Raw genomic sequence first — 23,094 nt, 5'->3', positions numbered from 1 at the left:
ACACCCGCGTTGAGCGGCACGGCAACCACCGGAATAGGGCGGCCCCGCGCACTGCGTCCTCGCTAGTGTTTGTTTCAAAAGGAATCTCCAACCCCGATCAAACGACCGAGGCCGGGGATGTCAACATATCTGGCGTTGACTTTTGGCACGCTGTTGAGTTCTCAAGGAACGGACGCTTCCTTCGAGCCGCCTTCCAGCAGGCCCTCCGGGCTTCGTTCTTTCGTGTTTCCAGCTTATCAGATGTTTTCCGCTCCGTTTCCAGGGCTTCGTTCATCCAACTCGCCGGTGCCTTCCGGGGTTTGACGCCCCGTCCGACGTTTCAAACTCTAGCCGATCCCCGCTCCGAAAAGCGAATCCGGCCGCAATCCGATAAAATGCGCACGCCAAATACGCACCAGGCCGCGACGTGAATACAACGAAGCGACCCGGCCCGAACCGGGAAGTGGTGTTTCAAGGGATTGGCTGCCCCGGGACCGTCCGCGCTGATGCGTGTCCGGTGCTCCCTGCCAGGCAGCTCGAAGAACATTAGACCTCTGGGGTGTCCGAGTCAAGCGGCGCAAGCGGATTTTCCGCGTCCTCCTCCGCCGGCAGCTGGAAGGCCAGGACGGCGACGTCGTCGTCGTGCTCGGAGGTCACGCCCATCGCCCGCAGCAGCCGGGCGCAGATCACCTCGGGGGCGCCGATCGCACCGGTCAGGGTGCGGGCCAGGAGGTCGAGCCCCTGGTCGATGTCCTCGTCGCGGCGCTCCACCAGTCCGTCGGTATAGAGGACGCCGGTCGTGCCGGGGAGCAGCCGCAGGGTGTGGGAGACGTGCAGGCCGCCGCCGGTGCCGAGCGGCGGGCCGTTCTGTTCCTCGCTGCGCAGGATGGTGCCGTCCGGGCAGCGCAGCAGGACGGGGAGGTGTCCGGCGGAGGCGTAGGAGAGGGTGCGGCGCCGCGGGTCCCAGACGGCGTAGGTGCAGGTGGCGATCTGGTTGGCGTCGATCTCCATGGCGAGTCCGTCGAGCAGGCGCATCACCTCGTGCGGGGGCAGGTCGAGGCGGGCGTAGGCGCGGACGGCGGTGCGCAGCTGGCCCATGACGGCTGCGGCGCGCAGGCCCCGGCCCATGACGTCGCCGATGACGAGGGCCGTGCGCCCGCCGTCGATGGCGATGACGTCGTACCAGTCGCCGCCGACCGCGGCCTCGGCGCCGCCCGGCTGGTAGGTGGCGGCGACCCGCAGGCCGGCCGGCTGGTCGAGCTTCTGCGGGAGCAGGCTGCGCTGGAGGGTGACGGCGGCCTCGCGCTGGCGGCGTTCGGCTTCGCGCAGGCGGGCGGCGGCGAGGACCTGGTCGGTGACCTCGGCGGCGAAGATCAGCACACCGGCGGGCGGCCCCTCGGCGGGGGCGTCGCCGTTCTCCCCGGCGCCGAGCGGGACGCAGGAGACGTTGTAGTAGCGGTTGCCGGTGAGGCCGAGGATGCAGCGGGCCTTGACGCTGCGCGGGCGGCCGCCGCGGATGACCTGGTCCATCAGGGGCAGGACGCCCATGGTGGCGAGCTCGGGGAGCGCTTCCGCCGCCGGCAGGCCGGTGTGGCGTTCGCCGAAGAGCTCGCGGTAGGCGCGGTTGGCGTAGCCGAGCTGGTGGAGCGGCCCGTAGGTGACGGCGACCGGGGCGGGGATGCGGTTGAGGACCTCGCGCAGGTTCTGGGGTTTGTGCGCGTCGGGGAGTTCGGCGGTGGCGGCGGGGCTGGTCGGGTCGCGGGGGCTGGGCACGACGACGCCGTCGGGGCAGGGCGCACCGTCCTCGGTGCCGGTCCCGTCGGGCGGGACGGCACGCCAGGGGACTCCGGTGAGCCGGGCGCTCCAGCGCATGAGGTTCAAACGACGGCCGCTTCCTCGTTTTCCAGGCATATCATCACTTTTTGTGTGCGCAACAGCACACGGGGTAATGACCAGTCGGGCTGATCCTGTCAGGCGGAGGCCCGGTTCCGGAAGTCGCGCGCCCGGCGTGGCCGTCCGATCCGTCGCCCGTTTCGCCCACCGGTCCGTCGTCCGGTCGGCCGTCGGCCCGGGTCGGAGGGTGCGGTCACCGGGGAGCGTCCGGTCCGGCGTCGGACGACCGTCCGGACCTCGGGTCGAACCCCTTCTCGAAGGCCGAACGCGGGTGCTCCATCGCGCCCAGCGAGACCGCTTCGCGGGAGAACACCCCGCCGAGCATCCAGTCCACCAGCACCCGCACCCGGCGCTCGGTGCTCGGCAGCCGCCGCAGGTGCCGCGCCCGGTGCAGCCACCAGGCGCGGCGGCCGGTGAGCCTGCGGCCGCGCCGGGTGTGCGCGACGGCCCGGCGCGGGCCGAGCGAGGTCGAGCAGGCGGCGGGGCCGGGCCGGTAGTCGGCCAGGCCCGGGGCGTGCGGCCCGCCGTCCAGGGCCACCACGACGTTGCGGGCGAGCAGTTCGGCCTGGGCGAAGGCGTGCTGGGCGTTGGGCGCGCAGGGGGCGCCGTCCGCGTTCGGGTCCGGTACGGCGGCGCAGTCGCCGGCCGCCCAGACGCCGGGCAGGGCGCGCCCGTCCGGTCCGACCGCCTGCAGGGTGGCCAGACATCGCACCCGGCCGAGGGTGTCCAGCGGCAGGTCGGTCTCGCGCAGCAGCGGGGAGGGCCGGACACCCGCCGTCCAGACCAGGGTGCGGGCGCCGAAGCGGCTGCCGTCGGAGAGCGCCACGACCCGGTCGACGGCGGACTCCAGGGTGGTGTCCAGCCGGATGTCGACGCCGCGCTCGCGCAGTTCGCCGAGGGTGTGCGCGGCGAGTTCGGGCGACTCCTCGGCGAGGATCCGGCCGGTCGCCTCGACCAGGACCCAGTGCAGGTCCTCGGCGCGGACGTTGTGGTAGCCGCGCACGGCGGTGCGGGCCATGTCCTCCAGTTCGGCGAGCGCGCCGACGCCCGCGTAGCCGGCGCCGACGAAGACGAAGGTGAGCGCGGACTGCCGCAGGGCCGGGTCGCGGGTGGCGGACGCGAGGTCGAGCTGCTCCAGGACGTGGTTGCGCAGGCCCACCGCCTCGCCGACGGTGGAGAAGCCGAGGCCGTGCTCGGCGAGGCCTGGCACGGGCGCCGTGCGGGAGACCGAGCCGGGGGCCACCACGAGGACGTCGTAGGGCAGTTCGACCGGGGCGGGGGGTTCGCCGGGGGCGGCGGCGTCGGCGAGGGCGAGCCGGGCGGCGTGTTCGATCCGGGTGATCCGGGCGGTGAGCACCCGGCAGTCCGGCAGGACCCGGCGCAGCGGGACGACCACGTGTCTCGGGTCGATCGAGCCGGCCGCCACCTCGGCCAGCAGCGGGTGGTGGGTGAAGTAGGCCTGGGGCTCGACGACGGTGATCTCCACCTCGCCGCGCCGCAGCCGGTCCCGCAGGGCGCGCTGGAGGTGGAGTGCGGCGGCCGTTCCGGCGCAGCCGCCGCCGGCGATCAGGATCCTGATGGTGCACCTCCTGCCGAAGCGACGTGTCCTCCCGGCCGCCCCGCGGCCGGGGGTGTGCCCCCGTTCACGCCCCCTATGAAGGACCGGCGGGGGTGGTCTTGTCCACAGTCCGTACGGGGCTGGTTGCGCCTCGGGTGACCCACGGGGCCAGTTGTGCCTACTGGGCGACTTTCTGACGCACTTTCGGCCTCGGAGAGTGGTGAACTATGGTCGGATTGTGTACCGGAGCGGCCGTCGCCATGACAATCGACGACGACGCACCGTGGAGCGGCCACTACGGCCTGTTCCAGCGTTGGCGTGAGAACCCGACTGGGGGACAGTCATCCGGGGAAGGGTAGTTCCCGGACAGGGCCCCGGACGGTGCCGACGCGCCGAGCCGGTCGTGGACCCGGCACGGCGGCACGAACCGTGGTCACCGGAACCGGACGGGCGGCACGAGCAATGGGTCATCGGGTCATTTCTGACGGGCTGAGCTGCACCGGGGGGTGCAGGGGCGGGCGACGACAGGGTCCGGATTCGGACGCCTGCGGGGGAGAGTTGGGATGATGGATCAGGAGCAGGTGTTGGGGCGGGCGGGTGCACCGCAGGCCGGGGCGGGCATGGTCCCCGAGCAGCGCGGCCCGGTGGACCTGCCACCGCAGGGCGGGCTGCCACAGGCCGGAACGGTTCACGCCGCGGTCCCGTACCGGGTCGAGCCCGCACCGGCCGCGCCGGTGCCCGGCGCCCGGCTGCGGGTGGACGCGCGGCGGAACCTGGAGAGCGTGCTGCGGGCGGCCCGCGAGGTGTTCGGCGAGTTCGGCTACGGCGCGCCGATGGAGGAGGTCGCGCGCCGGGCCGGGGTCGGGGTCGGCACCGTCTACCGGCGCTTCCCGAGCAAGGAGGTACTGGTCCAGCGGATCGCCGCCGAGGAGGTGGCGTGGCTGACCGCGCAGGCGCGGGAGTCGCTGTACGGCGGTGACGGCGCCTGGGAGTCGCTGGCCGGCTACCTGGCCCGCGCGGTGAGCAGCGGCGCCGGGCGGCTGCTGCCGCCGGAGGCGTTCCGGTACGCGGAGGAGCTGGGCCGGGTGCCCGAGCAGCGCGCGCCGGAACCGCCCGCGGCGGTCCGCTTCGACCTGCGCGGCGAGGAGGCCCGCTCGGGCGGGGCGGTCGAGCCGTCGGCGGCCGACGCCGATCCGCGGCTGCTGCTGCAGCTGCTGGCCGCGCTGGTGGCGCGGGCCGGTGCGGCGGGCGAGCTGCGTCCCGGCGTCACGGTGTCGGACGTGGTGCTGGTGCTGACCGCCTCGGTGCCGGTGCACGCGGCCCGTCCGTCGGTCTCCGTACCGGCGGCCGGCGGTTTCTCGCCGGTTTCTCCGCAGTCGGACGGCCAGCCGGTCGCCGGGCCCTCGGATCGGCTGCTGCAGATCCTGCTGGACGGCCTGCGGGCGCGCTGACGTCCGTCGGGTGTCCGGTCCGCCACGCCTGGCGGGCACGGGAGTTGGAGGGATGACCGGCGCGCGGCCCGCGTGCGCGCGCCGGGTGCGGGAGTCGCGCACCCCACCGTCGCACGCTGGGCGAACACCGTCGCGACGGCCCCTCGGAGGGGTGGAAGGCGGCCGGTACGGCTACCGCCGTTCCCTGCGCTATGCCATCCTTTGCCCGTGGTTGGAGCCAATGTCCCGATGCGCGCCGTTCGCGCGCCATCGGCGCCGTACGCCGGGGAACCGTGCGCCCACGCACTCCCGCGCGCCCTGCCACACTGCGGGGGCTGTCGTGGAATCTGGGGTCCGTTGTGAGCGCCGAGGAACAGAACGACTACGGGTACGGCCTCGACTTCGGGGGCCTCTCCGGCGATGCCGCCGAGGGGTCCGCCGCGGGCCCCCGCAGTCTCGGCGGCACCGGCGGGACGGCCCAAGTGCCGGGCGCCGCAGCGGGTTCGGCCGCCGGGCAGGTCCCCGACCAGGCCGGCATGCCCGGCCGCGAGACGCTCTCCGCCTCCGCCGCCGCGCTGCCCCCGGGCCGGGTGCCCGGGCAGGCCCCGGCGGGCCGGGGCGGTGTCGCCCCCGAGGCGTTCGTCGGCGACCCGTTCCCCGGTGACGGCCGGACCGCCCGGCCGACCGTGCCCGCCCCCGCCGACCCGGTGGACGGCGAGCGCCCCGCCTCCGACGCCGAGTTGACCGCCCGGGTGCGGGCCGGCGACGACGCCGCCTACGAGGAGATCTACCGCCGGCACGCCGACTCGGTGCGCCGCTACGCGCGCACCTGCTGCCGGGACAGCTTCACCGCCGAGGACCTCGCGGGCGAGGTCTTCGCCCGCACCCTGCAGGCGCTGCGGGCCGGCAAGGGTCCCGAGTTCGCCGTCCGCGCCTACCTGCTGACCGCCGTGCGCAACGTCGCCGCCGCCTGGCACCGCAGCGAGCGGCGCGAGCAACTCGTGGACGACTTCGCCGTGTTCGCGCAGACCTCGGCCGCCGTCGTCGACTTCGACCTCGCCGACCCGGGCGCCGACGCCTGGGCGATGGCGATGGCCGACCAGCGGATGGTCATGCAGGCCTACGCCCAACTCCCCGAGGACGACCGGGTGGTGCTCTGGCACACCGAGGTCGAGCGGGAGTCCCCGAAGACCGTCGCGGTGATGCTCGGCAAGACCGCCAACGCCACCGCCGTCCAGGCCCACCGGGCCCGCGACCGGCTCGCCGCCGGGTTCCTCCAGGCGCACGTCTCGGGCAGCCAGGACAGCTCGTGCGAGGCGTACGCCAACCGGCTCGGGGCGTACGCGCGCGGCTCGCTGCGCAAGCGGGCCTCGGCGGAGGTCGGCCGGCACCTCCAGGAGTGCGACCGCTGCACGGCCGCCTGCCTGGAACTGACCGAGATCAACACCGGGCTGCGCGCCCTGCTGCCCGGCGGGGTGCTGGTCTGGATCGGCGTCGGCGGGTTCGGCGCCGCCGCGGCCGCCGTGGGCGGTGCCGCGGCCGTCGGCGGTGCGGCAGCGGCCGGGACGGCCGCCGCGACCGCCGGGTCCTCGGGAGCCGCGGCCGGTGCGGCCGGTGCCGCAACCGCCGGCTCGACCGGTGCGGGCTCCGGCGGGGCCGCCGCCGCGGCGGCCGGCGAGGGTCTGGGCACCGCCGCCAAGGCCGGGATCGCCGCCGCCATCGCGGTGGCCGCGGCCGCCGTCGCCGCGTACGCGCTCACCGGCTCGCCCGAGCCGAAGCCCCCGGTGGCCGCTCCCCCGGCCACCAGCGCCCCGGCCGCCGCCTCCCCGGCCCGGCCGGTGGCCCCACCCGCCGCGGCACCGGTACCGGCCCCGGCGCCGCCCGGCGCCGCCGCTCCGGCCCCCGAGGCGCCCGCGACGAGCCCCGGGGCCAAGCCGGCCCCCAGGCCCACGCCGACTCCCCCGCCCGCCACCACCCGGGCGCCGGAGCCCGTCGCGCCGGCGCCCAGCAGCCCGAAGGTGCCGAGGCCGACCATCGTTCCCCCGGTCGTGACCGTGCCGACCCTGCCGCCGGTGCCCACGCCCGACGTGCCGGTCGTCCCGACGCCCACCCTGCCGCCGGTGCCGACCCCGACCGTCACCACGCCCGCGCCGCCCGTGCTCAACGACTACTGGGGCAACTCGCTGCCCGTGCTCAAGCCCGGCAACAACCGGGTGCCGCCGTCCGAGCCGAGTATCCGGCAGAAGGGCAGCGACAAGTTCTGGCAGCGCGACGGCGGCTGGATCGGCGGCGGCTACCACCCGCACGCGATCACCGTGCACGCCCCGGCGACCACCGTGATCGACCTCAACCGCGGCTGCACGTCCTTCGACGCGGTGGCCGGGGTGGACGACGCCACGCTCTCGCCGGGCGGGGTCGTCTTCTCCGTCCAGGGCGGCGACGGCACCACCCTGTGGCGCTCCCGCGCGCTGGCCGTCGGAGACGACCCGGTGCCGGTGCACGTGCCGCTGGCCGGGCAGAAGTCGGTCAAGCTGGTGGTCACACCGGTGAACGGGATCTGGTCGGCGATGAACGTGGCGGACTGGGCCCAGGCCCGCTTCCGGTGCTCGTGACCGGGGCGCGCCCCGGGCGGTCGTGACGGAGGCCCGCTCCAGGACTCCTGGAGCGGGCCTCGTCCGCGGGGTGCCGCGGGGCCTGCCGGGGGCGCGGCGGGCCGTCAGATCGCGCAGGAGCCGTCCGCGCAGGCCTCTCCGGCCGGGGCGACCTGCACCGGGGCGGGGCGGCGCTCGCCGATCTCGGCGGCGACCTGCTCCAGCACCTTGCCGAAGGTCGCGGCGTCCTGGCCGCCCTGGACGGCCCACTTGCCCTCGAAGACGAAGGTCGGCACGGCGCTGATGCCCAGCTCCCGGCCCTCGGCCAGCTGGGCGTTGACCTCGGTGGTGCCCTCGTCGCCCGCCAGGTAGGCGGCCACCCGGTCCCGGTCCAGCCCGGCCGACACGGCGACGTCGGTCAGCGCGGCGCGGTCGCCGACGTCGACGCCGTCGGTGAAGTGCGCCTTCAGCAAGGCCTCCTTCAGCCGCCCCTGGACGGCCGCGCCGTACTCGGCCTCGGCGAGGTGCAGCAGGCGGTGGCCCAGGAAGGTGTTGGCGTGCAGCGCGGCGTCGAAGTCGTACGTGATGCCCTCGGCGAGGCCCAGCTCGGCCACCCGCGCGTCCATCGCCACCGACTGCGGGCCGTAGCGCTCGGCCAGCCAGGCGCGGTGCGGGCTCGCGGTCGCGGGGGCGTCCGGGACCAGCTGGTACGGGCGGTAGACGACCTCGACCTGCTCCTTGCCCGGGAAGTCCGCCAGGGCCTCCTCGAAGCGGCGCTTGCCGATGTAGCACCAGGGACAAGCGATGTCGCTCCAGATCTCGACCTTCATGCGGGGGCTCCAGGGGCGTGGGGTTCAGACGGTACGAGAATAGGTGAACGGTGAACCATCTCGGTACATTCCCGGCACTCCGGCCGGCATCCCAGGCCGGTCAGGCCGCGGGCGGCGCCGGGACCACCAGCACCGGGCAGGCCGCGTGGTGCACCACCGCCGAGCTCACCGAACCCATCAGCAACCGGGCGAAGCCGCCGTTGCCCCGGGTGCCGATCACCAGCGTGTGCTGCCGGGTCGCCGCCTCCAGCAGCACCTCGATCACATTGCCCAGCACCACGTGCAGCGACAGCTCCCCCGCGTACGGCGCGGGGCGCTGGCGCTGCACGGCGGCCACCGAGCGGCGCAGCCCGTCCGCCATGCTCTCCACCAGCGTCTCCACGCTCTCCTGCACCAGCTCCGCCATCCCCGGGGGGTAACCGGTCGGCGCCGGGTTGACGACGGCGAGCACGTACAGCGGCAGCCCGAACAGCTCGGCCTCCGTCATCGCCCGGTCCAGCGCCCACAGCGACCCGTCCGACCCGTCGCACGCCGCCAGCACCCCCGGCGTCCGACCCGCCGGCGGGCGCCCGAGCACCGACAGCACGACCCGCACCTCCCGCTCCGCGCTCCCACCGGCCACCGCACACCCTCCTCACCCCGGATCCACACCCCCGCCATCATCACCGCCCCGGCGACCCGCACCCGGCAACCGCGCCGCAGGGCGGAGAGCGGGGCGGGGCGGCGGACGGGCGGGTCGGCGGAGCGGCCCAGGGAGCGCCTGGACCGGCCGGGGACCGGCGCGGCCTGGCGAGGCCAGCGAGGCGGGGCAGCGGTCACAGATGAGGGGCCGCCCGGCGAAGCGGAACGGCGGCGAGCAGGACCGGACGGGCGGGCCCCGGGAGCGGCGCGCGGAGCGCCCGGACCGGGGCTGGCCAGAGGCCCGAAGGCGACCGAGACAACCGGATGGGGACCGGCGCGGCCTGGCGGCCAGGCGCCAGCACGGCGGGACGGGGTGGCCGGCGGGGCGGGGAGCGCCCGGAGGGAGCCGGTACGGCGGCGGGCGGGGGGCGGACGGTGGGAGGCCGCAGGGCGACAGAGTGGCGGTCAGGGGGTGAGGGCGGGCTGGCGGGGCCCGGGCAGGCCGGTCCAGCAGGCGCCGTGGCGGCGGGCGCGGATGCGGCGGAGCCAGAGTTCGGTGGAGACGAGGTCGGCGAGGCCTGCCAGGGCGGCGGCGGAGAGGGGCGTGGCGGGGTCGGCGGCGTGGGCGAGGTCGGCGCGGACGGCGGGCAGGTCGATGAGGCCGGCCTCGGCGAGCAGCGGGGCGTCGAAGAGTTCGGCGAGGCCGTCGGCGGCGAGGCGCAGTCCGGCGCGGGCGGGGGCGGTGCGGTCGGGGCGGGGGCCGCGGCCCCAGTCGGGGGGCAGGTCGGTGCGGCCGGCGCCGGTGAGGACGGCGTGCAGGAGGGCGTGCCGGGCGCCGGGCTGGAGGCGGACGTCGTCGGGCAGCAGCCGGGCGGCGCGCACCACCTGGTTGTCGAGGAAGGGCGCGTGCAGCCGCTGTCCTGGCTGTTCGGCGGCGTGCACGAGCGTGCGGAAGGAGCGCGCCTGCCGGTAGAGGGCGTGCCGGGCCCGGTGCGCGCCTGGGTGTTCCTCGGGCGCCGGTTTGCGCGCCGCCAGGCGGAGCCGCAGCGCGACCGAGGAGAGCGCCTCGTCCGAGAGCCAGCGGGCAGCCGGGCCGGGCACGCACCAGGCGAGGTCGACGGCCGAGCGGGCCCCCGCCGTACCGGCGTCGTCCGGGACGTGGCGGGCGGTCAGCCTGGCGGCCGCCTCGTCCAGCGCCTCGGCGTAGCGGACCCGGGAGAGCCGGTGGGCGGCCCGGACCACGGTGAGCGGGGTGCGCAGCGCGCCGGCGAGGACGCCCGCGGCGGCCCGGTCGGCGCCGGCCAGCGCGGCGACCGGGGACAGGAGTTCGCGCGGCCGGCCGGCCCGGATGAGGTCGGCGAGCCGGGCCGGGTGCCCGTCCAGCACCTGGCGGGCGCCGTAGCCGGTGAGGTGGTCGGTGCCGCCCGCGTCGAAGCGGGCCTCGGCCCGGGCGGCGGCGACGAGTTCGGGTCCGGGCTCGTCGGTGAGCCGGCCGGCCTGCGGGTCGGCGCCCGGCCCGGCGTACGGGAGGGTGTCCGGGGCGGGGTCGAGCACGGTGTGCCGCAGCCGCGGGGTGTCGGGGGCGAGCGCGAGGCCGGCCGGGGGCCCGGTCTCGCCGAGGGTGACGGCGGCCAGCCGCTCGGGGGCGGCGGGTTCCCGGACGGCGGCGGCGCGGGCCCAGGATCCCTTGACCGCGCCGCTCCTGGCCCCGGCTGTGGCCGCCCGGGCCGCCGCGGCGGCCGTGGGCGCCGGCGGCAACGGGACGGCGGCGGCGAGCAGGGCGACGGTCGCGGAGGCCGTCCCGTACGAGAGGTCGACGCCGAGCCGGGCCCGCCCGGCCGGGTCGAGCACCGGGCCGGGCGTGCGGACCCGGGAGCGGACGGCCTCCAGCAGGGCGCGGGTGAGTTCGCGGACGGCGGGCGCCTCGCCCCGCGGCTGCTCGCCGCCCGGGTCGTCGTAGCCGGACAGGTACGGGCGGCCGCCGCGGACGCCGAGCACGTGGCCGGGCGGCACCCGCTGGACGCCCAGGTACGGGGTGCCGGTGCCGAGCGCCTCGGGGGACTCGGGGCAGGCGAGCCGGGCGGCGAGGTGGCCGGTGTCCAGCGGGGCGCCGACCAGGTCGGCGAGCGGCAGGGCGGCGGTGGCGTACGCGGTGCCGCCGGCCCACGGCGTGTGGAAGACGGGCTGGGCGCCGGCGAGGTCGGTGAGCAGCAGGGTGGAGCGGGTGCCGGAGCGCAGCACGACGGTGTAGCTGCCGGGCCAGGCGGTCAGGTGGCGGACGGCGCCGCCGCGGGCGGCGGCGAGGCCGGCGGCGAGTTCGGCGTCGGTGGCGCCGCAGTGGCCGAGGACGGCGAGCCGGGAGGTGGCGGGGGTGTCCTCGACCTGGTCGGGGGCGGTGGGCCCGGTGCTGACCACGGCGGGGGCGCCGGGGCGGAGGGTGACCAGGCGGATCTCGCCGGGGCGCCAGTCGCCCACGGCCCAGAGCGGGTCGGGCCCGGTCCACAGGGGGCGCGCAGCGATCGGCTCGACCCTGCCGAGTGCCTCGTGCGCCGGAGTGCCCGCGCTCGGCACGCCCGTGCACCAGCCCGTCAGCCACCGCATCGCGCCTCCAGCGGACGAGGACCTGCATCCGTGGGCGCGTTCGCCGTCCGCCGGGCGGCCGGGTGGTGTGCCGTGGCGGCCCGTGCGCGTCCCGGCGTGCCCCCGCAGCTCGACGCGCCGTCAGGAGACATCGTGCCACCGCGGGGCGCCGCCGGGGCCGGTGTTCCGGGTTCCGATTCCGTTCGGACCCGCCGTTCGACGGCCGGGTGCGGGCGTCCGGGCCGGTGCGGGCGCGCCCTCGGGCCGGGGGGCGGCCCCGGGACCACCGCGGCACCCGATCGCTGCGGGCGGGCAAGTTCCGCGCACCGGAAGGGAGTTCGATCGTCCCGCCGATCTGGCGGGGCGGGCGGGCCGGGCCTCCCCCTCCCCGGCCCGGACCACCGGCGAACGCCTTGACATGGGCATCGCGAGATGGCCGAAAGGCGTCGCCCAGCCCGGGAGGGCATCCGCATGCCCTCCCGGACTTCACCGCCGCCCGCGGGGATTGAGGCGGCGGCATCCCCCGGCCCGCCGGGTCCTCGACGGCAGGCCGACCCACGACCACCAGCGAATCGCCGACCAGCCGGTCGGGCCAGGGGGCACGGCCGGGCGCACGTGAACACGGGACCGGAGCACGACGCTCCGGCGCGCGGTGCGGTCGGCCGGATCCGAGCGGTCCGGACCAACTCCGGTGCGGCACCGCCGAGTGCGCGATCCCGCCATCCGGAATGCGACCTCTTAACCGTCGGAACGCGTCCGACTACGCTAGGTACAGCAGCTACGGCCCGGTGCCGCCCGGGCCCCGCGCACAAGGCCGCAGGAGGTGCCGCCGCCACCATGACCGTCAGCCCACGTGGACCGAACGAACGGCTCGGCACGCTCCTGACCCTCGCCCAGATCAGCAACGCCGGACTGGCCCGCCGGGTCAACGACCTCGGTGCCCAGCGCGGGCTGACCCTGCGGTACGACAAGACCTCGGTGGCCCGCTGGGTCAGCAAGGGCATGGTGCCGCAGGGGCCCGTCCCGCACCTGATCGCCACCGCGATCGGCGGCAAGCTCGGCCGGCCCGTCCCGCTGGAGGAGATCGGCCTGGGCGACACCGACCCGGCGCCCGAACTCGGCCTGGCCTTCCCGCGCGAGGTCGCCGACGCGGTCCGCTCGGCGACCGACCTGTGGCGGGTCGACCTCGACCTGCGCCGGGGCCCCGGCGGCGGACGCTGGAGCGACAGCCTGGCCGGCACCTTCTCGGTCGCCGCCTACGCGACCCCGGTCTCCCGCTGGCTGATCACCCCCGCGGACGGCTCGGTGGCCCGCGAGGTGCCGCGCTCCCCCACCGACACCTCCTCCTACCGGGTCGGCCACTCGGACGCCGCCAAGCTCCGCGAGGCCGCCCAGGAGGCCCGCCGCTGGGACTCCAAGTACGGCGGCGGGGACTGGCGTTCGTCGATGGTGCCGGAATGCCTGCGGGTGGAGGCGGCGCCGCTGCTGCTCGCCTCGTACAGCGACGCGGTCGGCCGGGCGCTGTTCGGCGCGACCGCCGAACTGACCAGGCTGGCCGGCTGGATGGCCTTCGACACCGGACAGCACGAGGCCGCCCAGCGCTACTACATCCAGGCGCTGCGGCTCGCCCGGGCCGCCGCCGACGTGCCGCTCGGCGGCTACGTGCTGGCCTCGATGAGCCTCCAGGCGGGCTACCGCGGCTTCGCCGAGGAGGCGGTCGACCTCGCCCAGGCCGCGCTGGAGCGCAACCGGGGCCTGGCCACCGCCCGCACCATGAGCTTCTTCCACCTGGTGGAGGCCCGGGCCCAGGCCAAGGCCCGCAACGCCGCGGCGTGTGCGACGGCGCTCGGCGCGGCGGAGAGCGCGCTCGAACGGGCGCGCGCCGGGGATCCCGATCCGGCGTGGATGGACTTCTACGCCTACGACCGGCTGGCCGCCGACGCCGCCGAGTGCTTCCGCGACCTCGGAGTGCCCTCCAAGGTCCGGCAGTTCACCCGTGAGGCGCTGGCCACCCCCACCGAGGGCTTCGTCCGCTCGCACGGCCTGCGGCTGGTGGTCTCGGCGATGGCCGAGGCCGAGGCGGGCAACCTGGACGCCGCGGTCGCCGCCGGCGAGCGCGCCGTCGAGGTGGCCGGCCGGATCTCCTCGCAGCGCAGCCGGGAGTACGTGGTGGAGATGCTGCGGCGGCTGGAGCCCTTCCAGGGTGAACGCCGGGTACGGGAGTTGACCGAGCGGGCCCGGGCGGTGATCGTCGCTCCGGCCTGAGCCGCGGCCCCGCACGAGCCGGCGGTAAATGGGGTGCACGCGCGGGAACGGCCTGGCTAAGGTCTCCCTCGTCCAGGTGCGCAGGCAGAGGTTACTTCCAACTCCTCATTGGGCAGGTCGCGGGTTCGAGTCCCGCCACCGGTACTCGTGCCGGTGTAGCTCAGCGGCAGAGCGGCTTCGTCACCTCAGCCGCCTTCGATCTCTGGACACCCATACCTGAATAGTTCGTTCCGCACCTCCCGGTGCGACGGCAGCGGTTACTTCTGGTAGACGCCGGTTCTCCGGCGTAGCGGTTCGAGCCCGCGAAACACCGCCGCCATCCTGATCTCGGGAGGCAGTGCGCTTCGGAGTGCCCGGTGCGCGGGCGGGGGTTACTTCGGATCTTGCGGTTCCGGGTTCGAATCCCGGGCGGCCGTGCGCGAGCGCGGCCGGTAGCTCAATCCGGTAGAGCACAAGGCATACACCTCCGCCGACGCCGGCCGTCCCACGGCCGGCACGATCTCGGGCACGCCGCACCACAGCACGCCTCCCTCCCACTGACACCAGCAGGCCGAGGGGGGCTTTCGCATGTCCAGGTTCAACTTCCGCGGGGCCAAGGCGGCTCCGACTTCGCCGGTGGCCACCACCGGGCGGCTCACCCGCAACCACAACGGCGGCGTCGGCCACGTCCGGGACGCCAGGTCCGAGCTCTTCCTGCTCGCGATCGCCAACATGGTCGGCCAGGACGCCTTCCACGAGCGCGGCGGCGCGCGCGACGACCGCTACACCGCACTGGTGCGCGAACTCGCCGTCGCCGAGCCTGAGTGGACCCTCGGGCTGCTGCGCTGGCTGCGCCACGGCGCCCAGATGCGCACCGCCGCCCTGGTCGGCGCCGCCGAGTTCACCCGTGCCCGGCTGGACGCCGGCGCCCACGGCCACTCCCGGCAGGCCGTCGCCGCGGTGCTGCGGCGCGCCGACGAGCCCGGCGAGCTGCTCGCCTACTGGACCTCGCGCTACGGCCGGGCGCTGCCCAAGCCGCTCAAGCGCGGCGTCGCGGACGCCGTCCAGCGCCTGTACGACGCCCGCTCGCTGCTCAAGTACGACACCGCGGGCAAGGGCTACCGGTTCGGCGACGTGATCGAGCTGACCCACCCCTCGCCGGCCCCGGACCGGCCCTGGCAGGGTGCGCTGTTCGCGTACGCGCTGGACCGCCGGCACCGGCCGGAGGAGGCCGTCCCGCCGGCCGTCGACCGGATGCTGACCGCCAACCGCGAGCTGCTGGCGCTGCCCGTCGAGGAGCGCCGGGCGGCGGTGACCGCGGAGGGCGGCGCCGAGCGGCTGGCCGCCGCCGGGCTGACCTGGGAGGCGCTGGCGGGCTGGCTGCGGGGACCGCTGGACGCGGCCGTCTGGGAGGCGGTCATCCCGTCGATGGGTCCGATGGCGCTGGTGCGGAACCTGCGCAACTTCGACCGGGCCGGCGTCTCGGACGCCGTCGCGGCCGAGGTCGCCCGGCGGATCTCCGACCGGGGCGAGGTGCGGCGCTCGCGCCAGTTCCCGTTCCGCTACCTGGCCGCGTACCGCAACGCGCCCTCGCTGCGCTGGGGGCACGCGCTGGAGACGGCGCTCGGCCACTCGCTGGCCAACGTGCCGGAGCTGCCCGGCCGGACGCTGGTCCTGGTGGACCGCTCCGGTTCGATGTTCGACCGCTCCGGCGGGCCGACCGAGCTCAACCGGGCGGACTCGGCGGCGATCTTCGGCACCGCGCTGAAGGTCCGGGCCGAGGAGGCGGACCTGGTCGAGTTCGGCACCACCAGCCGGGTGGTCGAGGTCGGCCGGGGCGAGGCGGTGCTGCGGGTACTGGAACGTTTCTCCAGCCTCGGCGGCACCAACACCGCCGACGCCGTCCGCGCCCACTACCGCGGCCACGACCGGGTGGTGATCGTCACCGACGAGCAGACCGGCCCGGGCCACCGGGGCGACCCGCTGGCCGCGGTCCCGGCCCAGGTGCCCGTCTACACCTGGAACCTGGCCGGCTACGCCACGGGCCACGGCCCCGGCGGCGGCGCCCACCGGCACACCTTCGGCGGCCTGAGCGACGCGGCCTTCCGGCTGATCCCCCTCCTGGAGTCCGGGGCGAACGCCCACTGGCCCTGGGAGGGGTAGCGGAGCCCGCGCCGACCGGGCGGGGAACGGGGGGAGGAGCCATCACGGGGGTGTGGCTCCTCCCCCTTCTCCACCGGCGGCCGGGCGGACCGCGCGGCGGGCCGGGCGGGCGGCGATCGGGCGGATGAGCCCGGTCACAGGCCCGGCCGACGACCCCCGACAGCCCCGTAGACTCGGGTGATTGTGACTGCCACCGCCCCGATCCCCCAGCCCTCGCCGTCCGCCCGGCTGTCCGCCGCGCCGGCCGCCTACCCCGCGCCGATGTACCCGCACAAGGCCACCGAGGCCCAGCACCGCGAGCGTCGCATCCGCAGCTTCCAGCCGCGCCGGGGCCGGATGACCAACGCCCAGGCGAGCGCCCTGGACCGGAGCTGGGAGACCTACGGCATCCCCATCGACGGCACCCCGCTGGACCTGCCGGAGCTGTTCGGCGGCCTGCCGGTGACGCTGGAGATCGGCTTCGGCATGGGCGAGACCACCGCCGCGATGGCCGCCGCCGACCCGGCCATGGGCATCCTCGCCGCCGACGTGCACACCCCCGGCCACGGCAACCTGCTCGGCCTGCTGGAGCGCGACGGCTCCCGGAACGTCCGGACGGCCGCCGGCGACGCGGTGATCCTGCTGCGCGACATGCTCCCGGACGCCTCGCTGGCCGGTCTGCGGGTCTACTTCGCCGACCCGTGGCCCAAGCCGAAGCACCACAAGCGCCGGCTGGTCCAGCCCTCCTTCCTCGACTTGGTGCTGCCCCGGCTCGCCCCCGGCGCCCTGGTGCACTGCGCCACCGACTGGGAGCCGTACGCGGAGCAGATGCTGGACGTGCTGTCCGCCTCGCCGGAGCTGGAGAACCTGCACCCCGAGGGTGACGGGACCGGCTGGCTGGAGCCCGCGGACCACCCGGACGGCAGCATCCCCGGCTACGCCCCGCGGCCGGACTGGCGACCGGTCACCAAGTTCGAACGGGCCGGGATCGCCAAGGGCCACGTCGTCCACGACCTGCTGTTCCGCCGCCGCTGACCCACCGGCGCCGTTCGAACCGGCGCCCGCGCGGCGGCCGTTAGGGCGGTCCGGGGACGGGCGGTCCGTCCCGGGTCCTCCCGACGGGCCGCCACCGTGGCCTACCCTGTGCCGCATGGGCAGCCCGTCCGGCGGCGGGTTCCGGACGAACGGTCGGACGACGCTCCGGGCCGCCGCCGACGCACCGGAGACGGTCCCGAGCACCGGCGGCACCCGGACCATCCCGGGCCCGCGGAGGCACCGGGCCCGGCGCCTGCTGCCCCGGCCGGGTACCGCCCCCGCCGGGCCGGCCCGGACCGCGGCCCCCGGCCCCCGCCCCGGCGGCAGCCGCTCGGTGGCGCACCCCACGGTCACCACGACCGCCGTGGTGACCCTGATCGGCTGCGGGGTGCTGATCCTGCACCTGGTCCAGCGGCAGACCGGCACGGTCGGGCTGCTGGTCGGCCTGGGTCTGGCGCTGGTGCCGCTGCCGTTCGTGCTCGGCGGCCTGGCCTGGCTCAACCTCACCGCCCGGGTGCCGCTGCGGCACACCGTGTTCTGCCTCGGCTGGGGCGCCTGCGCGGCCACCACCGTCGCCATCCTGGCCAACAACTGGACGGCGAGCTACCTGACCCGGCACCGGGGCGCGTTCGGGGAACTGCTCGGCGCCGGGATCGCCACCCCGGTGATCGAGGAGACCGCCAAGGCCACCGCCCTGCTGGTGCTGCTGCTCCCGTTCGGCCAGCGGCTGCGCTGCCACGGCCGCCGCACCGGGCGCCCCTGCGCGCCGCTGCTGCGCCGGTCGCCCGCGCCCCGCGGCCTCCGCCCGTACCCGCGCCACCCGGCCGGGCCGCACGCCCGCGGCCGGCTGCGGCTGCGCCCCCGCCTGCGGCCACTGCCCTACCTGCGGCCGGCCCCGCCGCCGCACCAGCGCTCCCGGCCGCGCACCCTGGCCGCCGGGGTGGTGCTCGGCGGGATGGCCGCCTGCGGCTTCGCGTTCACCGAGAACGCCCTCTACCTGGGCCGGGCCTTCACCAGCGACCAGCGGCAGCGGCTGGACAGCATCGGCCTCGGCGACCCGCCCAGCCTGCGCGACTTCGACAGCACCGTGCAGACCTTCGTGCTGCGCGCCCTGCTCTCCCCCTTCGCCCACCCGCTGTTCACCGCGCTCACCGGGATCGGCCTGGCCGTCGCCCTCACCACCGGCCGCCGCTGGCTGGCCCGGCTGGCGCTGCCGGCCGGCCTGCTGCTGGCGATGGCCCTGCACGGCACCTGGAACGCCGCCGCCGACCTCGGCACGGACGGCTTCCTGGTGGTGTACGCGGCGCTGATGGTGCCCTGCTTCGCCGCGCTGGTCTGCTTCGCGGCCTGGGCGAGATGCCGGTCGGCGCGGCACGCGGCGCCCGGTCGGCCGCAGGTCGCCAGGGCGCCCTGAGGAACCGATTTCCCATCCCGGCGACTTCCACGTATTGTTGTGTTCACCGACGCGGGGTGGAGCAGCTCGGTAGCTCGCTGGGCTCATAACCCAGAGGTCGCAGGTTCAAATCCTGTCCCCGCTACTCAGTAGCGGAAAGGCCCGGAGGACATGTCCTCCGGGCCTTTCGCACGTCCGGGTACGGGCAGCACGCGGCCTCGCCGCCCGCGGCGGGGCCGAGGACGGCGACGGCGGGTCCGGCGTCGGCGGGCGGGTCTTGGACCGGCTCAGGATCTACCGGGCGGCGGACGCGGGCGCCGCGAAGTAAATCCGTTGCCTCCGCCCGGTGCGCTGCTTAGGCTGGCAGCACACTGAAGGGAGGTGATCCTGAGTTGAGTTCCATCAGGATGCGTGAGGTGGCTGCTCGCTAGAGCCGCCCCTGCCTGCGCAGGGTGAGGCCCCAGGCCTCCGGCAGGCGAAATCCATAGCAGTCACCCGGCCCGCGGGCTCACCGGTACATCCCCGGTGCCTCGGCGCCTGGCCAGTGCACGGGCCGGCGTCGCAGGAGCAGCCCGCGGGCCGTCTGCGTTCCCGGGAGCTTCCGGCACGGTCCGGAGGCTCCCCGCGGCGCTAGAGTCGGCGCGGGTTCCGGAGCGGAGCGGCGCGGACACAGGGGGCGGGCGATGGCGAAGGCACGACGGCCGGGCGGCGGGGCCGCGCTGCGGACGGCGTGGTGGGGCGCCGCCGGGGTGGCGGCCGGGACGGGGCTGCTCGGGCTGGTGCTGTTCGCACTCGGCCGGGAGCACACCTGGCAGACGCTCGGCGGCGGGCTGGTGGTGGTCGGCGCCTCGGTGGTGCTGGGCGGCGGGCTGGGCTTCCTGTTCGGGGTGCCCCGGGTGCGCGGTGGTGCCGGCGCCGGTGAGCCGCCGGGCTCGTACGCGCCGAACACCAACCTGGAGCAGGTCTCGGACTGGCTGACCAAGGTGCTGCTGGGCGTCGGGCTGACCCAGCTCGGCTCGCTCGGCCGGCGGCTGCACGACCTCGGTGCGGCGCTGGCGCCCGCGCTCGGCGGGGGCGAGGGGGTGGCGCCGTTCGCGGCGGCGCTGGTGCTGTACTTCCTGGTCCTCGGCTTCCTGGCCGGCTGGCTGGTGACCCGGCTGGCGCTGCCGCAGGCGCTGACCGAGACCGACCAGGCGCTGGACCTCTTCCTCGCCGGGCAGGACCACGACCGGCACGGCGACAAGGTGGGCGCCGACGACCTGCGGGTCCGCGCGATGCGGCAGCTCGGGCTGCTGGGCGGCAGCGCGGAGCGCCCGGCCGCCCTGGCCGGGCAGCTGCCGCCCTCCTCCGGATCGCCGACCGGGCCGGCGGGCGTGGTGGCCGAGGTCCGTTCGACCGCGCGGCGTTCGGCGCTGACCGCCGACCAGGTGCGGGACCTCTTCGCGGACGGCTCCGAGGGCCGGCGGATCCAGGCGCTCGCGCTGATGCAGGGCGATCCGGCGCTGGCGGACCTGCCGAGCGTGCTGGACGCGATCGAGCGCCCGCGCTCGGACTTCGAGCAGTACCACGCGCTGCTGGCCGCCCGGGGGCTGCTCTCCCGGCTGCCCGCCGCCGAGGCGCAGCGGGTGCGGGACGCGGTGGCGACCCAGCTGGTCGACCCGCGGGGGATTCCGTACGGGTCGGACCGCAGCTGGCTGGCGGAGAAGATCCTGTCCCGGATCCAGGCGCCGGGCCTCGTGCCGGAGCGGTCGGGGCCGCCCGCCCCGCAGGCCGTACCGCAGGCCGTACCGCAGGTCGTACCGGTGGTGGTGCCGGTCCAGCCGGGCGCACCGGACGCGCCGTCGGCCGGCGGGAGCTCCTAGACGGCGAAGCGCAGTTCGGGCTGTTCCCAGGGCGTCCTGGCCTGCGGGGGCCGGGTGCCGGTGCGTACGGCGCCGACCCGCAGGTAGAAGCGCTCGGCGGGCGGGTGGGACACGACCTTGACCGAGGTGGTGCCCGCCTCCCGCGCACGGTCGAGCATGTCGGCGATCAACTGCCGCCCGACGCCCAGCCCCTGCGCCTCGTCGGCGACGAACATCAGGTCCAGCTCGGCCGGTTCGCGGATCAGGCCGTAGAACCCGAGCAGGCGGTCGTCGGCGGCGTCCACGGCCATCCGCACCAGGTGGCGGGCGATGTAGTCGGGAGTCAGCCGGTAGCCGTCGATCATCGCGTAGTACGCGCCGCGGTAGGCGCCGGAAGCATGGATGAGCGCGGTGAGCCGGTCGGCGTCGGTCGCGTCGGCGGGCCGGATCGTCGTCTCGATCATGCGGACGAGTATAGGGGCAATCCTGCCAAGTGACTATTACAGGCCAGGGAGCCGGTCAGCCGGAAGCGGTCAGCGGGTCGGCGGTCGGCGGTCAGCGGTCAGCCGAAGCGGTCAGCGGCCGAGCAGGCCCAGGGCGGCGGCCCGGTTGACGTTGGTCAGACCGCGGACCAGCTGGGTGGTGAGGAAGACCAGCAGCAGCCCGGCGAGCGAGAGCCCGGCGATCTGCCAGGGCGACTGGATCTCGTACAGGTGCCGGATGCCGTCGCTGTCGCGGAAGTCGAACACCCGGTACCCCTTCCAGGAGGTGTACGTCGGGAAGACCCAGTGGTACAGCGGGTAGAGCGTCAGGGCCCAGCCGAGCACCAGGAACACCAGCGTCATCGTGAAGCTGAACAACGCCCAGGGGAGCATCACCACCTGGTACAGCACGGCCTTCCAGCCGGCTCCGTCCCCCAGCCGCGCGGTGATCGCGCCCCAGCTGCCGGGGCGGACCCGGCGCACCGGCTCCGGGCCCGGGACGTCCAGGGCCAGCATGCCGCGCACCCGGGCCCGCTCCAGCCGGCCGAAACCGCGGGCGAGGCTGGTCAGGGCGCCCAGCACGGGCAGGCCGACGACGGTGACGAAGGTGCCGAGGCCGAGGCAGAACAAGGTGACCGAGACGGCGAACCCGGCGATCGCCACCGGCAGCCCGGTGAGCGCGTAGCCGACCTCGCGGTAGTAGTACGCCGAGAACGGCGCCCGCCACAGGGCCGGCCGCCGCTCGGTCCGGCGGGCCCCGGCGGGGCGCCGGTCGTCCCCGTGGGCACCCAGGACGTCCCACTCCCGGTCCTCCGTGCTGCGGCTGCTGCTCATGATCCCGGCCCCCGGCCCCTCGTGCTGTCGGTCGTTCGTCCCGCTGACGGTGTCCAGTCTGGTGGATGCGGTGGCCGGTCGGGATCCGGGGGCCTGGCGGATCCGGGGTGGGGTTAACCCCCCTGCGTCCGGGCGGCCGGGCCGGGCCACTCGTCGGCGAGCAGCGAGTAGAGGTACGAGTCGGTCCAGACGCCGTCCTTGAACCCGTCGTGCCGCAGCCGCCCCTCGCGCCGGAAGCCCAGCCGGGTGAGCACCCGGACGGAGGCCTCGTTGGCCACGGCGACCCGCGCGGCCACCCGGTGCAGGTCCAGGGCCCCGAAGGCGAGGTCGCAGAGCAGGCCGACGGTCTCGCCCGCGTAGCCGCGCCCCCAGGACCCGCGGGCCAGCACGCACCCGAGCTGGGCCGCGCGGTACCCGTCGAGGGTGAGCGAGGCCTGCCCGACCGGCGTGGCGTCCGCCGGGTCCTCGGCGGAGGCGAGCCTGGTGACGGCGAGCCGGTAGGTGTCCCGCTCCCCGGCCATCGCCTCCTCCAGGTAGAGCTCGACCTGGTCGGCGCACTCCTCCCGGTCACTCGGTCCGAACGGCAGGTGGCGGGTGACCTCCGGGTCGCCGAACAGCGCGTGCAGCGCGTCCACGTCGCGCTCGGTGTGGTGGTACTCGCGGACGGCCAGTCGCGGGCCGGTGAGTCGTACGGGGACCATGGCTGCCGACCCTATCCCCGCCCGGCGGCTACCGTTCGGACTATGAACGACGAAGACCTGCGGCTCGCCCCGCGCACCAAGGCCGCCGACCTGCTCGCCTGGGCGGCCGAGCAGGGCCGCGCGCCGGTGGCCGAGGGGCCGCTGCGCGCGGTGCTGGCGCTGCTGGAGCTGGGCGAGGGCAGGATGCGCGACGGCTGGCCCGAACTGACCTCCGACGCGGTGGAGCACCTGCTGTACGAGCGGCTCCACCTGTACGTCCAACCCGCGCCCGAGGAGGACCCGCTGGCCTACGGCGACGCCGTCCGGCTGCTGATCGACCACCAGCGGGCGGCCCGGCGGCTGAACGCCAAGCGCCAGGAGCGGCTGCACGCGGAGGCCGAGTGGCAGGGCGAGGTCGCGGCCGGGCTGCTGCGCCGCGCCGACCTGGTGACCTGGCCCCGGCTGTACGCGCTGCTGCTGCACGCGCACGGGGTGGACGTCACGGACGCGGCGGCGGTGCGGGACTGGCTGGCCGGCTTCGCGGAGCTGTCGGAGGACGAGCGGCTGGCCGCGTACGGGGCGCTGGTGCCGGCCGGCTGGCTGGACGAGCCGGACGAGCAGGGCTGGGGCCCGGGCCGGGTGCTGGCGGTCGGCATGGCCACGGACGGCGCGCGGCGGCTGCTGGAGCAGGGCCTGATGCGGCGCAGCTACCGCAACCTGGCCGAGCTGACCTCGCTGGGACGGCCGATGCCGGACGAACTGGCCGGGGACTTCGGCCGGTTCGAGGAGGCGGCGGTCGACGCGGCGCTCGACCTGTTCGGCGGGTGGACGGTGCCGGGGCTGCCGCGGCTGCTGGTGACGGAGTTCCCGGAGCTGGCGCCGGAGCCGGGCCACGAGGAGATCGAGGCGTACCTGGCGCAGCTGCCCGTCGAGGAGTGAGCCGGCGCGCGAAGGCCCCCGG

Annotated in this window: 15 protein-coding genes, 1 tRNA gene and 1 pseudogene; 9 read left to right on the top strand and 8 right to left on the bottom strand. The window is 76.0% G+C overall.

Annotated elements, in window-relative coordinates; all coding sequences use genetic code 11:
• Window positions 1-567: 567 nt before the first annotated feature.
• Window positions 568-1,860 (bottom strand): annotated as a pseudogene (locus ACFY0X_RS29705) (PP2C family protein-serine/threonine phosphatase); the annotation flags it as partial.
• 205 nt (window positions 1,861-2,065) lie between these two features.
• Window positions 2,066-3,439: an NAD(P)/FAD-dependent oxidoreductase gene (locus ACFY0X_RS29700; protein WP_387759139.1), complete on the bottom strand. Its 1,374-nt coding sequence runs from the start codon at window positions 3,437-3,439 to the stop codon at window positions 2,066-2,068.
• Window positions 3,440-3,993: 554 nt separating this feature from the next.
• On the opposite strand from ACFY0X_RS29700, the gene ACFY0X_RS29695 reads away from it, so the two are divergent.
• Together ACFY0X_RS29695 and ACFY0X_RS29690 are read left to right on the top strand one after the other, a co-directional pair.
• Window positions 3,994-4,881 carry a TetR/AcrR family transcriptional regulator gene (locus tag ACFY0X_RS29695; protein WP_387759136.1) on the top strand — a complete coding sequence of 296 codons (888 nt, stop codon included), beginning with the start codon at window positions 3,994-3,996 and terminating at the stop codon, window positions 4,879-4,881.
• A gap of 338 nt (window positions 4,882-5,219) precedes the next feature.
• Window positions 5,220-7,472: a sigma-70 family RNA polymerase sigma factor gene (locus ACFY0X_RS29690; RefSeq protein ID WP_387759134.1), complete on the top strand. Its 2,253-nt coding sequence runs from the start codon at window positions 5,220-5,222 to the stop codon at window positions 7,470-7,472.
• 104 nt (window positions 7,473-7,576) lie between these two features.
• On the opposite strand, the gene ACFY0X_RS29685 is transcribed toward ACFY0X_RS29690, so the two are convergent.
• The 3 genes from ACFY0X_RS29685 to ACFY0X_RS29675 all read right to left on the bottom strand — a co-directional run bounded on the left by ACFY0X_RS29685 (window position 7,577) and on the right by ACFY0X_RS29675 (window position 11,503).
• Complete coding sequence (locus ACFY0X_RS29685; protein ID WP_387759132.1) at window positions 7,577-8,281, bottom strand: DsbA family oxidoreductase; 705 nt, start codon at window positions 8,279-8,281, stop codon at window positions 7,577-7,579.
• Window positions 8,282-8,381: 100 nt separating this feature from the next.
• The gene (locus ACFY0X_RS29680; RefSeq protein ID WP_387759130.1) at window positions 8,382-8,903 is read right to left on the bottom strand and encodes a universal stress protein; all 522 of its coding nucleotides are present in this window, start codon (window positions 8,901-8,903) and stop codon (window positions 8,382-8,384) included.
• 464 nt (window positions 8,904-9,367) lie between these two features.
• On the bottom strand, window positions 9,368-11,503 hold the full coding sequence (locus ACFY0X_RS29675) for an asparagine synthase-related protein (RefSeq protein ID WP_387759128.1): 2,136 nt from the start codon (window positions 11,501-11,503) through the stop codon (window positions 9,368-9,370).
• 816 nt (window positions 11,504-12,319) lie between these two features.
• Between ACFY0X_RS29675 and ACFY0X_RS29670 the strand changes: the two genes are divergently transcribed.
• The 6 genes from ACFY0X_RS29670 (at window position 12,320) to ACFY0X_RS29645 (ending at window position 20,158) form a co-directional block, all read left to right on the top strand.
• The gene (locus ACFY0X_RS29670) at window positions 12,320-13,747 is read left to right on the top strand and encodes an MFS transporter (RefSeq protein ID WP_355264844.1); all 1,428 of its coding nucleotides are present in this window, start codon (window positions 12,320-12,322) and stop codon (window positions 13,745-13,747) included.
• A 567-nt stretch (window positions 13,748-14,314) separates the two neighbouring features.
• Entirely contained in the window at window positions 14,315-15,889 is a 1,575-nt protein-coding gene (locus tag ACFY0X_RS29665) for a TROVE domain-containing protein (protein WP_387759125.1), read from the top strand.
• A gap of 183 nt (window positions 15,890-16,072) precedes the next feature.
• Window positions 16,073-16,903: a tRNA (guanosine(46)-N7)-methyltransferase TrmB gene (gene trmB / locus ACFY0X_RS29660; protein ID WP_387759123.1), complete on the top strand. Its 831-nt coding sequence runs from the start codon at window positions 16,073-16,075 to the stop codon at window positions 16,901-16,903.
• Between the two features lie 115 nt (window positions 16,904-17,018).
• Window positions 17,019-18,317 carry a PrsW family intramembrane metalloprotease gene (locus ACFY0X_RS29655; RefSeq protein WP_387759121.1) on the top strand — a complete coding sequence of 433 codons (1,299 nt, stop codon included), beginning with the start codon at window positions 17,019-17,021 and terminating at the stop codon, window positions 18,315-18,317.
• A 50-nt stretch (window positions 18,318-18,367) separates the two neighbouring features.
• Window positions 18,368-18,441, top strand: a tRNA-Met gene (locus ACFY0X_RS29650).
• 538 nt (window positions 18,442-18,979) lie between these two features.
• Window positions 18,980-20,158, top strand: coding sequence for a hypothetical protein (locus tag ACFY0X_RS29645; RefSeq protein ID WP_387759120.1), 1,179 nt, complete (start codon window positions 18,980-18,982; stop codon window positions 20,156-20,158).
• On the opposite strand, the gene ACFY0X_RS29640 is transcribed toward ACFY0X_RS29645, so the two are convergent.
• From ACFY0X_RS29640 to ACFY0X_RS29630, 3 genes are all read right to left on the bottom strand, one after another.
• Window positions 20,155-20,601: a GNAT family N-acetyltransferase gene (locus ACFY0X_RS29640; protein WP_387759118.1), complete on the bottom strand. Its 447-nt coding sequence runs from the start codon at window positions 20,599-20,601 to the stop codon at window positions 20,155-20,157. The two genes, ACFY0X_RS29645 and ACFY0X_RS29640, sit on opposite strands and share 4 nt — an antisense overlap.
• Window positions 20,602-20,712: 111 nt before the next feature.
• Window positions 20,713-21,453, bottom strand: a complete 741-nt coding sequence (locus tag ACFY0X_RS29635) for a sensor domain-containing protein (RefSeq protein ID WP_387759116.1) — start codon at window positions 21,451-21,453, stop codon at window positions 20,713-20,715.
• Window positions 21,454-21,566: 113 nt separating this feature from the next.
• The gene (locus ACFY0X_RS29630; RefSeq protein WP_387759114.1) at window positions 21,567-22,154 is read right to left on the bottom strand and encodes a GNAT family N-acetyltransferase; all 588 of its coding nucleotides are present in this window, start codon (window positions 22,152-22,154) and stop codon (window positions 21,567-21,569) included.
• A gap of 42 nt (window positions 22,155-22,196) precedes the next feature.
• Here ACFY0X_RS29630 and ACFY0X_RS29625 point away from each other — a divergent pair, with 42 nt between their 5' ends.
• Window positions 22,197-23,072, top strand: a complete 876-nt coding sequence (locus ACFY0X_RS29625; protein WP_387759112.1) for a hypothetical protein — start codon at window positions 22,197-22,199, stop codon at window positions 23,070-23,072.
• The last annotated feature ends 22 nt before the right edge of the window (window positions 23,073-23,094 follow it).

The sequence above is a fragment of the Kitasatospora sp. NPDC001547 genome, assembly GCF_042894165.1.
Lineage (GTDB): Bacteria > Actinomycetota > Actinomycetes > Streptomycetales > Streptomycetaceae > Kitasatospora.
Note: the sequence above shows the minus strand (reverse complement) of the source record. Positions and strands in the feature narration are given on the sequence as shown.